The organism is Chungangia koreensis (genome assembly GCF_042651785.1).
In the GTDB taxonomy this organism is placed as follows: Bacteria; Bacillota; Bacilli; order Bacillales_A; family Planococcaceae; genus Chungangia; species Chungangia koreensis.
Genome location: NZ_JBHSEC010000019.1, coordinates 501,285 through 515,486, shown reverse-complemented (window position 1 = coordinate 515,486; position 14,202 = coordinate 501,285). Strand labels below are relative to the sequence as shown.

The following is a 14,202-nucleotide window of genomic DNA, read 5'->3' as shown; positions in this document are numbered from 1 at the left end:
CGGTTGATTGAATTTATTCCAAAAAGTCCTTTAAACGTTTGCTTCTGGATGGATGTCTTAACTTGCGAAGTGCCTTAGCCTCGATTTGACGAATACGTTCCCGCGTAACACCAAATACTTTACCGACTTCTTCAAGTGTTCTTGTACGACCATCATCTAAACCAAAACGTAGACGAAGAACGTTTTCTTCACGATCCGTCAAAGTATCAAGGACATCTTCCAACTGCTCTTTCAATAATTCATATGCCGCATGATCAGACGGTGATTGCGCATCCGAGTCTTCAATGAAGTCGCCCAAGTGGGAATCATCTTCTTCACCGATAGGAGTTTCAAGAGAGACTGGTTCTTGTGCAATTTTGAGGATTTCGCGAACTTTTTCAGCTGGCAAATCCATTTCCTCGCCAATTTCTTCAGGAGAAGGCTCACGGCCTAAATCCTGCAACAATTGACGCTGTACACGAATCAGCTTATTGATGGTTTCCACCATATGGACCGGTATCCGAATTGTTCGTGCTTGGTCCGCAATTGCACGAGTAATTGCCTGACGAATCCACCAAGTCGCATACGTACTGAACTTAAATCCTTTTCGGTAGTCAAATTTCTCGACCGCCTTAATCAGACCCATATTTCCTTCCTGAATCAAGTCAAGGAATAACATCCCACGCCCGACATATCTTTTAGCGATACTGACTACGAGCCGCAAGTTCGCCTCGGCAAGGCGTTTTTTTGCTTCTTCATCGCCCTGTTCAATTCGTTTAGCAAGCTCGATTTCCTCTTCGCTTGATAAGAGGTCCACCCGGCCAATCTCTTTTAAATACATCCGGACTGGATCGTTGATTTTTACGCCAGGAGGCACACTCAAGTCATTCAGATCGAAAGTCTCTTCGGAATCTTTCTCGCCGTTCTCTTCGTGGTCCTTCCGGTCAAGTTCAATTCCTTGTGCTTCGATTTGATCCAGAAATTCATCGAACTGATCCGGTTCCAATTCAAAAGAAGAAAGTTTTTCCGTCACATCATCAAAGCTTAGTTCGCCTGCTTTCTTACCAGCTTCTATCAGTTGCGCCTTCACTTCTTCAATTGTCAGTTCTTGTTCCACTTCTTTTGATTCCTCAGATTTGTTCGCCATACCTGTTCCTCCTTAATACAAACCGGACTTATTAGACAGCCGATAATGATTTCCTTAGATTAATGATTTCCCTTGCAAGCTCCAGAGCCTTGGCATGATCATGAAGCTTTTCCGCTTCCTTTGATTCTTGAAGCTTTTCCGAGATCGAAAGTTCAATCCGGTATTTTTTTATTTGACGAAGACAGTCTGTGATTTCCTCTTCCGTATGGTCAGGATCGCGTTCTGTCATCGATGCTTCCATCACAATTTTTCTTAGGGATGAGTCTTCAAGCATCTCCAAAAACCGTTGAAAATCCGCTTTTTCGTATTCTTCATAAAACCCGGCTAACCGAAAATAGACAGCTAAAAACGGATCATGGAAAAATGGGGGTTGTTCAGACTCTTCACTAATACGATCGAATATTTCTACATTATGCAACATGTGGGCTAATAATATTCTTTCTGCCCTGTCCACCTTATTTAATGGACGTTTTTTTTCAATTTTCGCCTGTATAGGTGATTGTCGGCTATTTTCTTCTTTTTTAGACAGTTTGGCAATTTTGCCTTCCATCTTACGAAATTGTTGAAGAATCGCTTCTTCAGATATTTTTGTTTCCTCACTCAGCTGGCGGATGTATAGATCACGCTCCACCGGTGAAGACTGCCCTACGAGATGTTCAAGCACCTCATGGATATATTGGAGCAGATCATTCTCGAATTTGAAATTTTTGTTTCTCCTTGCATACATCATAATGAATGCCAAGAAAGAATGAGGTTTCCCGATAATCTTTTCTGCAAAGTCCTCTGGACCAAATTTGTTGATGTATTCATCTGGATCCAATCCTTCAGGAAGAACGGCGATATCGGTTTGAAGCCCTTCGTTTTTCAACATTTCCGAATATCTTTTTGCTGCTTCCCAACCGGCAGAGTCACCGTCTGTCGATACAACGACATGGTTCGCGAGACGTTTGATCTTTCCGATATGTGCAGGAGTGAGCGAAGTGCCCATTGTTGCTACTGCATGTTCAATACCCGATTTACTTGCTGCGATGACATCCATAAAACCTTCAAATAAGATAATTTTCCCGTTTTTACGGATGGGAACACGTGCCCGGTGAAGGTTATATAAAAGTTTCCCTTTGTTAAAAATCGGTGTTTCCGGGCTATTCAAGTATTTTGGTTCGTCTTGGTCGTCAATGATCCTTCCAGAGAATCCAATAACTTTTCCATGATCGTCGTGTAGTGGAAACATAACTCTTCCCCTAAATCGATCAAAAGCGCCATCACCATTCTCTCTTAAAATGACGAGTCCGGCTTTTTCAGCCTCTTCTAAGCCAAAACCATTTCGCTGTAGCAATAAAGATAGGGAATCCCAATTCGGTAATGACCATCCGATTCCATACTTTTCGATAAGATCTCTTGAAAATCCTCTTTTTTTCAAGTAACTTAATGCATTCTCTCCCTCAACTGTATTCAATAGCAGATGATGATAGAAATTAGAAGCGATTTTATGCATTTCAATCAAGCGGTCTGCTTCCTTGGAAGCGGGTGTTGACTCTTCATGGGACTGGGGAGCTGCATCAACATGGATTCCTATTCGTTCCCCTATTTTAGCCACTGCCTCCACAAATGGGATGTTTTCAATATCCATTAAAAATGTAATGGCATTACCACCAGCGCCACAACCGAAACAATGGAAAATCTGCTTGTCCTCAGAGACAGAAAACGAAGGGGTATTTTCCCCATGGAACGGGCAAAGTCCGAACCAGTTTCTTCCCCTTTTCGTCAAACTGACATATTCACTTATAAACTCTACAATGTCTGTTTTCGAACGAATTTCTTCGATTGTCTCTTCTGCGATTCGCAACTCTCTCACCATCTTTACTTCCTACTCAAATGTAATTCGAGATAAATGATAAAAACCCTTCAAATTTCGACAAAAATTTTACTTTTACGGTGAAACACGAATCATTAAGTATTTTTACCACAATTTTTCATTATAAAACGTTTGTTTATAAAAATCTATTGAAAACATGTTTGCAACCGAAAAAAGAAGAATGAACCTCCCTACCACGGCAGGTCCATTCCTATTCATTTCTTTACTTAGTTCTGCTGAATCTGGTTAATGATCAAGTTTGCCGTTTCCTCAACTGCACGGTTCGTTACATCAATTACGTGACAGCCGATGCGTTCGACAATACGTTCGAAATGGCGAATCTCGGAATTAATCCGTTCAAGTTTAGCATAATTGGCATCATCACTTAATCCAAGGGCAATTAATCTTTCCCGGCGGATAGAATTTAATTTCTCCGGTGAAATGATTAAACCAAAGCATTTTGCGGGGTCAATCAGGAACAACTCTTCCGGAGGTTCCACTTCGGGAACAAGCGGTACATTGGCTACTTTAAATCGCTTGTTCGCCAAGTATTGGGAAAGTGGAGTTTTTGACGTCCGGGATACACCGATCAGGACAATATCAGCAGTCAACAAACCTCGTGGATCTCTTCCATCATCATATTTTACCGCAAATTCAATCGCTTCGATTTTTTTGAAATAATCATCATCTAATTTTCTCACAAGTCCCGGTTCCTCGATCGGTTGTTCATCCAATTCACGTTCCAACGCATTCATTGTTGGCCCTAAAAGGTCGATACAATGCAAACTATGCAATGAACATTCTTTCTTAATGAAATCCCGCATCTCTCTTTTAACTAACGTATAAAGAATCATGGCACGTTGTTCTTTAGCCAAAACGGCTATTTCCTGCAAATGCTCAAACGTATCTATTTGCGGAAACCGTTTAATGGAAATGCTGGAACCGTTCTGATACTGGCTGATAGCCGCTCTTGCCACCAGCTCACCTGTTTCACCGATAGAATCGGATACAATGAAAATTCTCAGTCTTTTCATCACGGTCCTCCTTACAAGTCATGGTTTTCAGCAAGCGATAAGAACGCTGCCGTTATATTTGTTTTCGTAATCCTGCCAATGACTTCAAGACCGTTTTCGTGCTCTGCCACAACAGGCAATGCATCAATTTGTTTCTCGATTAATTTCTTTGCCACATGCAATAAAGGATCATGCTTAAAACAGTAAGTGATGTTCGGCATTCTGGTCATGATGATATGGACAGGAATTTTGCTGATTTCCTTATTTCCTATACTTGATCGTAGTAAATCTTTTCTCGATAATACACCGGTCAATAATGATTGTTCATTGACTACAAACAAAGTCCCGACGTCTTCGAGGAACATTTGGGCGATTGCATCGTAAACAGAAACCTTCTCTGAAACAACTACAGGGATAGATTGGAAATCCTTTACCTTCATGTTCATTACACTTTCTGAAAGGTCCTGCCCTGCCTTTTTTCCGGAATAAAAATAGCCTACCCGGGGCCGTGCATCCAAGAAGCCTGCCATCGTCAGGATGGCAAGGTCTGGCCGTAAGGTAGCCCTTGTCAAATTTAGACGTTCTGCTATATGTTCACCTGTTATAGGTCCATTCCCTTTTACGATTTCTAATATTTCTTCTTGACGTTTATTGAGTTCTATGGGACCCACCGCCTCAGTGCAATAAATAAAGTAGCATAATTTAAGTTAATTATTACTATTAGTCATTATATCTTATCTGCGTGTTTATTGCTAAGAAATTCGGACCATGCTACAATATAGCCATAGTTGAATAGGCGCTGAAGGGATTATAAGTACCAGTACGAAGCGAGCAGGGATAGTGAAAGCCTGTAACGCTGGGAAAAGGCAGCCTGGAGCCATTTTATCTCAAAGTGGATTGTCTTTTGACAATCAATCGGGGTGGAACCGCGGGTCATTACGCACCCGTCCCCGGACGGAAACGTCCGGGGACGGGTGCTATTTTATGTTATGGAGGGAAAAGATATGACAATGGAAGCAGTAGTAGCATTAGCAAAACATCGGGGATTTGTTTTTCCGGGATCCGACATTTATGGAGGATTAGCAAACACTTGGGATTACGGTCCACTAGGTGTAGAACTGAAAAATAATATTAAGAAGGCTTGGTGGAAGAAATTTGTTCAAGAGTCCCCTTACAACGTAGGGTTGGACGCTGCCATTCTTATGAACCCTCAAGTTTGGGTTGCATCAGGACACGTCGGTAACTTTAACGATCCGATGGTTGACTGTAAGCAATGTAAAGCCCGTCACCGTGCCGACAAGCTCATCGAAAATGCGCTTGAAGCTAAAGGAATCGAAATGTTTGTTGATGGAATGCCGTTTGATAAGATGAAGGACATTATGGATGAACATGAAATTAAATGCCCAGATTGCGGTGCACAGGATTTCACTGAAATCCGTCAGTTCAATTTAATGTTCAAAACTCACCAAGGCGTCACTGAATCTTCCACGAACGAAATCTTCCTGCGTCCAGAAACGGCTCAAGGGATTTTCGTTAACTTTAAAAATGTTCAGCGTTCCATGCGAAAGAAAATGCCATTCGGTATCGCTCAGGTAGGTAAAAGCTTCCGGAATGAAATCACACCAGGTAACTTTACATTCCGTACACGAGAATTTGAACAAATGGAACTTGAATTCTTCTGCAAACCAGGGGAAGACATGGAATGGTTCTCTTTCTGGCGTGAGTATTGCAAAAACTGGTTGCTCAATTTAGGGATCAAAGAAGACAATATGCGTCTCCGCGACCATGATGAAGATGAGCTTTCCCACTACTCCAATGCTACGACAGATATTGAATACAAATTCCCATTCGGTTGGGGCGAATTATGGGGTATTGCTGATCGTACGGACTTTGACTTAAAGCGTCATATGGAGCATTCCGGAGAAGACTTCAATTATATTGATCCGGTCACAAACGAACGATATGTCCCTTATTGCATCGAGCCATCATTAGGAGCAGATCGTGTAACACTTGCGTTCCTGTGCAACGCTTACGAAGAAGAAGCTTTGGACAACGATGATTCTCGTACTGTTCTTCGTTTCCACCCTGCGATTGCACCATACAAAGCAGCAATTCTTCCGTTGTCGAAGAAGCTTAACGAAGGGGCAACCGAAGTTTACTCAGAACTTCAAAAGCATTTCATGGTGGATTATGATGAGTCTCAGTCAATCGGTAAACGTTACCGCCGTCAAGATGAAATCGGAACGCCATTCTGCATCACATATGATTTCGATTCAGTTGAAGATAAACAAGTGACAGTTCGTCACCGTGACTCAATGGAGCAAGTTCGTATGCCAATTGCAGATGTAAAAGCATATATTGAGAAACACTTAGAGTTCTAATAACAGTTTAATAATTGCTGGAGCAATCGCTCCAGGCGGTCGCTTTCCGCGGGCTCGCGCCAAGCCTCGGACCGTCCTCCTGTAGCTATTAATCCAGGAACTTTTTTCAAAAACTAAAAAAACTGTTTGATCCTTTACTGGACCAAACAGTTTTTATTTTTATTCGACAGAATCTGTTTTATGCTCTTCCCTGTTGGTTCTTAGCTCAGGGGTGCGTTCGAGTTGGTCCAGGAATGACCTGGACTTCAAACGGATGCCCGTTTGTTCCTCGTAGATCGTACGAACGATCTTCTTCAGGAAATTTTTCGTCTCCCTTTTTAAGCTGATGTTCCCTACTCGTTCTATCGGTACTGTGTACATCATCCGGATTAATCGAACAAGTTGGGGATTCAAGCGAATTAAATATGGATCCATTTCAAAACAACGGTGACAAAGGAAACCGTTAAATTTGAACGAAAAGGCGAACTCCCCTTCAGTCGCTCCACAATTTGAGCACTGATGAAGAATTGGATGCACTCCAGCAATAGGAAGCATCTTCCACTCCACAAACAGCGCAATTGCCTCCGGATCATACTCCTCCGAAATCGCATGGAGTGCTTGCAGGAGCAACTCAAAAACTTGGGGCATGGAGTGGTCCTCTTCTACCAGTTTATCAATCAGTTCGATGATATAACTGACGTATGCTGTCGCCTCTATGTCCTGTGCAATATGTCGCATGGACTCCATCGGTTCCCCTTGTTGAATCGTGCCCATTCCACGGCCTTTCTGTATGAGAAAGGAGCCATGGGTAAATGGCTGGGTCACAGCAGCCAGACGGCTAGCCGGTTTTTTAGCTCCCCTTGCCATACCCGTGACCTTTCCTGCTTCCCTGGTCATAATGGTAACAATCTTATTGGATTCACCATAAGGGCGAGTTTTTAAGACAATCCCTTCCCATCTATTGAGCAATTGTCTTCAACTCCTTTAATATTCGTCTTCCCTGAATCCAAAATCCCGTAAGTGCAGGGATTTATTGCGCCAATCCTTCTGTACTTTCACCCATAGTTCAAGGAACACTTTACTGCCTAAAAGCATTTCGATATCATGCCTTGCCAACGTTCCAACTTCCTTTAAAAGAGCCCCTCTTTTACCGATCACGATCCCTTTTTGTGAATCCCGTTCCACAACTATTGTCGCCATCACCCGGATCATATTATCCTTCTCTTCGTCACGAGCAATTTTTTCAATTACTACCGCCACAGAATGGGGGATCTCTTCTCTTGTCAGGTGAAGCACTTTTTCGCGGATGAGTTCAGAGATGATGAACCGTTCAGGATGATCTGTCACCTGGTCAGCGGGATAATATTGTGGTCCTTCTGGCAAATACTTGCCGATCGTTTCCAATAATCGATCAACGTTATTACCTTGTATAGCTGAAATCGGAAGAATTTCAGCAAAACTGAACTCTGATTGATAGGAATCAATAATATTTAACAACTCATCAGGATGGACGAGGTCAATCTTATTGATCACTAAAAATACTGGAGTCTTATTCCCTTCCAGCATTTCCAATATAAAACGGTCACCTTTACCAATCGGTTCAGAAGCATTCACCATGAATAAGATGACATCCACTTCACGCAACGTATTTTGTGCAACCTTCATCATGAAGTCACCAAGCTTATGCTTCGGTTTATGGATCCCTGGCGTATCAATGAAAACCATTTGGCTCTGATCAGTGGTCAACACGCCCTGAACTTTGTTTCGGGTAGTTTGTGGTTTATCGCTCATAATGGCAATCTTTTGTCCGATTACCCGATTGAGAAATGTGGATTTCCCGACGTTTGGACGTCCGATAATTGAAATAAACCCTGATTTGAAGCCTTTATTCTCCCCGTTCTGCATATTCCATATCCTCCGCTGAAAATGACCCGGGAAGAAGTTCTCCCACAGTTGTTTCCAAAATATCGCCTTTCAAATTAGTCAAGTATACAGGCATGTCCTGACTGCAAAATTCGGCAAGCACTTGTCGACATGCGCCACACGGAGAAACTGGGCCTTCAGTGTCTGCTGTGACTGCGATCGCAGCAAACTTGCGGTGCCCTTCTGAAACTGCCTTAAACATTGCTGTACGTTCTGCACAGTTGGTCATTGAGTATCCTGCGTTTTCGATATTACAGCCATGAAACACTTGGCCGTCTTCTGTCAATAAAGCTGCACCGACTTGAAACTTGGAGTACGGTACATAAGCCTTTTCTCTCGCTTTTTTCGATTGTTCAATTAAATTTTTCGTTTCCATTAGTCCAAACTCCCTCATAGAGCAAACGGCTCCCTCTTAATCTTTTATCCAGATCTTTAAAACCATTTTGGCAAAAAGATGAGTATTCCGATTATAGCACTTATTGTTGCAAATACAAGAACGGCGCCTGCTGCAGCGTCTTTTGCCTGCTTAGCCAATGGCTGCCATCCAGGGGAAACCAAGTCAACCACACGTTCAATGGCAGTGTTTATCAACTCAAGTGAGAGCATACCGCCAATCAGAATGAAGATGATAATCCATTCCCCTTTATCCAGTCCGGTCAATAGACCGGCTATCATCACAACCATCGTTGCTAACAGATGGAACCGGATATTCTGCTCAGTCTTAATGGAATGGACTATCCCTTCAAACGCAAATTTAAAGGAGAGGAGCAACTTTCGTAGATTAAACATCTTCTCGCCGTAAACCGAACGAATGTAGGATTTCGTCTTGTCTACCGAACATCTCTTTCTCATCCTCTTCGTTCATATGATCGTAACCGAGTAAATGCAGGAAGCCGTGGACTGTCAAAAAGCCAAGTTCACGTTTATAACTATGTCCATACTCTTCAGCCTGTTCCTTTGCACGCTCGATCGAAATGATGATGTCACCTAATACTGTAGGCATACTTTCTTCTCCGATTATTTCGATTTCACCTTCGCCCTGCTCCTCCATAGCGAATGAAATGACATCAGTCGGAGAATCTTTCCCACGGTACTCTCGGTTAATTTCCTTAATTTCTTCATTCGTCACGAATGTCAAAGAGATTTCTGTGTCCTTTGTAATGCCTTCCTTTTCTGCAGCATGTTTTAAAAGTTTTTCAATAAATTCAACTGTTTCCTCACCGATAGATCCGGTTTGGTCATTAACGTCCATCATTAGTTCCAAGAAAGTCTCCACCCTCTCTTATTTCGGATATTCAATACGGGAATGATAAATACCGTTCATCGTTTCACATATCACCGACTCCACTTTTTTCAGTTCTTTCATGGAGAGGTCACACTCATTAAACTGTCCATCATTCAATTTGCCTTTGATAATATTGTTTACGACTTGACGTATTTTTTCGGCAGATGGCTCTTTCATCGAACGGACCGCGGCTTCCACAGAATCCGCCACACTTATGACGGCTGCTTCTTTTGTTTGTGGTTTCGGACCCGGGTATCGATAATCTGTCTCTGCCACTTCGTCATTCTGTTCTTTAGCCTTCACATAGAAATATTGAAGTAAACTCGTTCCATGATGTTGACGTGCAATATCGATAATCTCCTGTGGCATTTTATGTTTTGAGAGCATTTTTGCCCCTTCAGTAGTATGTGCAATAATAATATCGCTGCTCGTCTCCGGAGGAATTGTATCATGCGGATTTTTTCCGTTCATCTGATTTTCAATGAAAAAAGATGGACGTTTTGTTTTTCCAATATCATGATAATATGAGCCTACCCTCGCCAGAAGTCCGTTAGCCCCGATTGCTTCACAGGCACTGTCAGCTAAATTAGCGACCATGACACTATGGTGGTACGTTCCAGGTGTTTCTGTCAGAATCTTTTTCAATAATGGATGGTTGGGGTTCGACAACTCTATGAGCTTCATATCTGAAAGGATATTGAAAACCGTTTCAAAAAACGGCAACAGTCCAATTGCAAGAGCACCCGATAATAGACCTGACACAACCGCTGCTATTCCATAGAAAGTCAGCTCTTGCCAACTATATGAAGATTGAGTCATCAATAAATAAAAGGCTAAGAAAATCAAATTGGTTAGCGCAACCAACATGCTTGTCTGTAAGAGGACGGAACGCTTGTGTGATGTGGACATCATATAAACAGCGACAATTCCACTGAACAATACGTAGAGAGAAATTTCCATTTGTAAAATGGTCGTATATCCATCCCGTAACACAAGACCGGAAGTACCTGCTGTTAAGATGCACATCAAAAAAGCCAATTTTTCATTCGAGAGAGCTCTTGTCAACATCGCTGACAATGCTGTTGGGAAAAGAAACGCAACCATCACGTCATAATCCTTTTCCACCAATCCAATAAGCTTCATGACGACAACATTTAAAAGGAAAATAATTAGAAAAACGAGTAAGATCTTCCCTTTCCTCTCGGCCGTCGCTTTCCAGGAATAGAAATGGGTAAACACCAAGAACATCATTAATATGATGTAAAAGGCTAATCCGACAATTGGTTTATAAGTCGTTTGGCTTGTCAGCATGCCCGTAAGTTCAAGTTGGCGATATACCTCCCGGTCAACCACTTGTCCTTCCCTCACGATTACCTGCCCTTGAAGGATTTTCGTAGGTTCAACATCTGCCATTGCATCTTTTACGCGCGCTTCTGTGATCTCTTCATTCAATATTTCGTTTTCAACAATACTGAATCTGCCTATCGTAACTGCTACTTGCATCAAAGAAGTTGGAATTCGCTGATCTTCACGCAAGATCCGTTCCAATTCGTTTTTAGCTCGAATTAAATCATCGTTCCTTATGGGGTCCTTCATGACTGTTTTTGTAGTATTCGTTAGGATATCCCGCACTTCACGTAACGTTTCTGAATTCTGTCCTAACAAAACCCTCAATTGTTCATCACTAAGTCGAAAAGCCGTTTCCGATTTTTCTATCGGTGAAAGTTTAGATCGGAGATCATCCACCATGGCACTCATCGGTTTTACAGTTTCTGCTGGTATACCGTCTTCCTGAGTATTTTGTATCACGGAATTCGCCTTTACGTCTAATACGTAGTCAAATATGGAGGAAACGATTGCAGCACGGTTAGAGCCTATTTCTTCTGTGAATTGATAAACCGGCTGTACTTCAGAGGCAACCCGCGTCCGTTCCTCCTCTGTCTTGACCGGATCCTCGACCGTTTTGTTAGAACGAATCGTATCCGGCGACAAAGTGAACTCACGAATATCATAAGACTCGCCTTTGACATCACTTAGGATCAGCACAAAAGAAAGAACTGCCGTTAATCCTACAAAGAGTATTAAGAAGGTCGTAAAACTAACATATTGCTGCATCTTTTTCACAAATCGTTGCACGTTTCCACCTCATTTCTCCTACTATCATCATAGCAATTCTCGCTAAGATTTTCATTGTTTCATTGGAAAAAAAGAGAAAAAACAGCAGTCTCTTGCTGACTGCTGTCTCCAAACTGACTGTTTTCTTTAAGGAAGCTCTTCGTATGCTTTGATGATTTTTGCAACTAATGGATGTCGAACAACATCCCCTTGTTCCAGATGTTGAACATGGATGCCTCCAACATTCGTCAAAATTTTCTCAGCTTCGATGAGACCGGACTCCACTCCCTTAGGTAAATCGATTTGAGTCTTATCCCCTGTGATTACCATCTTCGAGCCAAAGCCAAGACGAGTAAGGAACATTTTCATCTGAGCTTTTGTTGTATTTTGGGCTTCGTCCAAGATGACGAATGCATCGTCAAGTGTTCGGCCCCTCATATAAGCCAGTGGAGCAACCTCGATAACTCCCCGTTCAATCAGTTTCTCCGTCTGTTCTGTCCCCAGTACGTCGTGTAAGGCATCGTAAAGTGGTCTTAAATATGGGTCCACCTTCTCCTTCAAATCACCCGGAAGGAATCCGAGACTTTCTCCAGCCTCGACTGCAGGACGAGTTAAGATAATTCTTTTTACGTGTCCATTTTTCAAAGCTTGTGTAGCCATGACAACAGCGAGGTACGTCTTTCCCGTTCCAGCAGGACCGATACAGAAAACTAAATCTTTCCTACGGATCGCATGAATATATTCACGCTGACCGATCGTTTTCGCCCGGATGGCTTTGCCTTTCGTATTCCTGGCAATCTCTTCATCATATAGTTCGGCAAAGTACTCAATTGTTCCGCTTTTACTCATTTCAAGAGCAGCAGTAACATCTCGCTGATTAATATTGATCCCTTTACGGATAACTCTTAAGAGCTGATCCACTAAAAGAAGCGCTTTCTCTTTGCCTTCATCATCTCCAATGATGCGGACAGTTTCTCCTCGAGTAATGATTTGAACCTTTAAGCTCTCTTCAATGAGCTTCATATTGCTGTCGGATATGCCCAATAGCATTACTGCTTCATTCGGGTTTTGCACATGCAGTTCCGTAGCTTTTTCTTCAGTCATTTATTCTTCTCCTTGAATAGGTTGTCTTTTAGCGATATTTTCATTGATCAAGAATAGAATCTTCCCTTTTAATGTATCATTATCACTAGCGACGTGTAAAATTTTCTCTTCTTTAATAATTGCTCCTTCTGAAAGTCCAGTCAGTAATTTTTCCCTCAGCAATGGGATCAGAAGCTTTTCAAGTGATTCTTCTTCCAATGTAAGTGTGATTTCGGATGTAGGTTGTACCAACCCTGCTCTTGCAATTCGATCAAGAGGTCCAGGAAGATCGATTTCTTTCCAATAGGATTGAACAGATTTCCCTGACTTTACAAAAGGCACTTCAACATGTAATACCCGCTCATCCGGACTTTCCATTTTCACGGTTTTAGGTACCGTAAAATCGGTTTCAAGCCAGTAATCTGCGAAAACAGAGCCATCAGCACCAACCACCTTTATCTCTTCCCCTTGTTTAATAAAAGCAGAGACCAGTAAATCACCTTTACGTACAGTACTATCCTTCATCACTACTCTTTCCCCACTTGCAATGGAAACATGTGTAATGATTCCACTTTTCGCGGCAATTAAATGAGCAGGGGCGATCTTTTTACCATCATTGATCGTATGAATTGGAGCGGGCAGTGGTGTTAATGTATATTTAGTTCCACTTCTACTAATGTTGACCCACGATAATTCGGCATCATTTTTCATGACCTGCTGTCTGATTAACGCTTCATCAGGCAAGCTTTTAATTAATCTTAACGTTTTTATACCACTCTTATTTAAAATGGTTTGAATTTGTTCCTCACGTTCCGGTGTATCAGCTTCTACAGCAACCGACCATAAGAAAAACGAACAAATATATGGAATCAGGATCCAGATGCCAACACCAGCGAATGTGTAACTGTTCCAACGGAAAATTCGATCCAGACTTCGGGGAAATATTTCCATTTTCACATTGTATTTTTTCCTGATTTTCCTTACCTTATTTAAATCCCGGAATGTTGTTTTAAAAAGTAGTCCTTCTTCTGTCACCTTACTATTTGTGACAAATACTTTTTCTGCTTTCAGTGAAGATAAAATTAGATTTGCCCGCTTGTCCTTTACAAGAACAGTAACTTTTTCACCGAACGACTGCCATTTTTTCAAGCTTCTCCGCCTTCCTTGATTGTAATGGATTTTAATCCTTTAATTCGCAAATAGGTTAGTTGTTCCTGCAATATATCGATTTGTAATTCGTCCCCTTCAACCTCTATATAAAATCCATTCATCCGAAAACTGCAGCTTGTTTTTTCAAAACGGACGATCCGATAGCTACCCGACAATTTAATGTCTTCGAAGTTTTCGATTACGACTTGCGGGTCCATTTGCAATAGATCTTTCATGAACAAATAAAAGCCCCCCTTACTTGCAGTTTATGCTGCAGTAAGGGGGGTCATGTA

Annotated in this window: 14 protein-coding genes; 1 reads left to right on the top strand and 13 read right to left on the bottom strand. The window is 41.9% G+C overall.

Annotation, left to right across the window (positions count from 1 at the left end):
* Positions 1–13 precede the first annotated feature (13 nt).
* From rpoD to ACFOZY_RS11745, 4 genes are all read right to left on the bottom strand, one after another.
* The gene (gene rpoD, locus ACFOZY_RS11760; protein ID WP_378155650.1) at positions 14–1,126 is read right to left on the bottom strand and encodes an RNA polymerase sigma factor RpoD; all 1,113 of its coding nucleotides are present in this window, start codon (positions 1,124–1,126) and stop codon (positions 14–16) included.
* Between the two features lie 31 nt (positions 1,127–1,157).
* The gene (gene dnaG, locus ACFOZY_RS11755) at positions 1,158–2,984 is read right to left on the bottom strand and encodes a DNA primase (RefSeq protein WP_378155648.1); all 1,827 of its coding nucleotides are present in this window, start codon (positions 2,982–2,984) and stop codon (positions 1,158–1,160) included.
* A gap of 224 nt (positions 2,985–3,208) precedes the next feature.
* Positions 3,209–4,015, bottom strand: coding sequence for a pyruvate, water dikinase regulatory protein (locus ACFOZY_RS11750; RefSeq protein WP_378155646.1), 807 nt, complete (start codon positions 4,013–4,015; stop codon positions 3,209–3,211).
* An 11-nt stretch (positions 4,016–4,026) separates the two neighbouring features.
* Positions 4,027–4,665 (bottom strand): helix-turn-helix transcriptional regulator, encoded by a 639-nt coding sequence (locus ACFOZY_RS11745; protein WP_378155644.1) that lies wholly within the window; start codon positions 4,663–4,665, stop codon positions 4,027–4,029.
* A 333-nt stretch (positions 4,666–4,998) separates the two neighbouring features.
* Between ACFOZY_RS11745 and ACFOZY_RS11740 the strand changes: the two genes are divergently transcribed.
* Positions 4,999–6,375: a glycine--tRNA ligase gene (locus ACFOZY_RS11740; protein ID WP_378155642.1), complete on the top strand. Its 1,377-nt coding sequence runs from the start codon at positions 4,999–5,001 to the stop codon at positions 6,373–6,375.
* Positions 6,376–6,534: 159 nt separating this feature from the next.
* Here the strand turns inward: ACFOZY_RS11740 and recO are convergent, their stop codons facing one another.
* The 9 genes from recO to ACFOZY_RS11695 all read right to left on the bottom strand — a co-directional run bounded on the left by recO (position 6,535) and on the right by ACFOZY_RS11695 (position 14,151).
* Positions 6,535–7,323 (bottom strand): DNA repair protein RecO, encoded by a 789-nt coding sequence (gene recO, locus ACFOZY_RS11735; protein WP_378155640.1) that lies wholly within the window; start codon positions 7,321–7,323, stop codon positions 6,535–6,537.
* 15 nt (positions 7,324–7,338) lie between these two features.
* A complete protein-coding gene (gene era, locus ACFOZY_RS11730; RefSeq protein WP_378155638.1) occupies positions 7,339–8,259 on the bottom strand; it encodes a GTPase Era in 921 nt (306 codons plus the stop codon).
* On the bottom strand, positions 8,240–8,653 hold the full coding sequence (locus ACFOZY_RS11725) for a cytidine deaminase (RefSeq protein WP_378155636.1): 414 nt from the start codon (positions 8,651–8,653) through the stop codon (positions 8,240–8,242). Before ACFOZY_RS11725 ends, era begins: the two co-directional genes overlap by 20 nt.
* A 56-nt stretch (positions 8,654–8,709) precedes the next feature.
* The gene (locus ACFOZY_RS11720) at positions 8,710–9,066 is read right to left on the bottom strand and encodes a diacylglycerol kinase family protein (protein WP_378155633.1); all 357 of its coding nucleotides are present in this window, start codon (positions 9,064–9,066) and stop codon (positions 8,710–8,712) included.
* Positions 9,059–9,529 (bottom strand): rRNA maturation RNase YbeY, encoded by a 471-nt coding sequence (ybeY, locus tag ACFOZY_RS11715; RefSeq protein ID WP_378156142.1) that lies wholly within the window; start codon positions 9,527–9,529, stop codon positions 9,059–9,061. The genes ACFOZY_RS11720 and ybeY overlap by 8 nt, the downstream gene beginning before the upstream one ends.
* A gap of 30 nt (positions 9,530–9,559) precedes the next feature.
* Complete coding sequence (locus tag ACFOZY_RS11710) at positions 9,560–11,698, bottom strand: HD family phosphohydrolase (protein ID WP_378155631.1); 2,139 nt, start codon at positions 11,696–11,698, stop codon at positions 9,560–9,562.
* Positions 11,699–11,824: 126 nt separating this feature from the next.
* Entirely contained in the window at positions 11,825–12,781 is a 957-nt protein-coding gene (locus ACFOZY_RS11705) for a PhoH family protein (RefSeq protein WP_378155629.1), read from the bottom strand.
* The gene (locus ACFOZY_RS11700; RefSeq protein WP_378155627.1) at positions 12,782–13,909 is read right to left on the bottom strand and encodes a sporulation protein YqfD; all 1,128 of its coding nucleotides are present in this window, start codon (positions 13,907–13,909) and stop codon (positions 12,782–12,784) included.
* Positions 13,906–14,151 carry a hypothetical protein gene (locus ACFOZY_RS11695; protein ID WP_378155625.1) on the bottom strand — a complete coding sequence of 82 codons (246 nt, stop codon included), beginning with the start codon at positions 14,149–14,151 and terminating at the stop codon, positions 13,906–13,908. Before ACFOZY_RS11695 ends, ACFOZY_RS11700 begins: the two co-directional genes overlap by 4 nt.
* Positions 14,152–14,202: the final 51 nt, after the last annotated feature.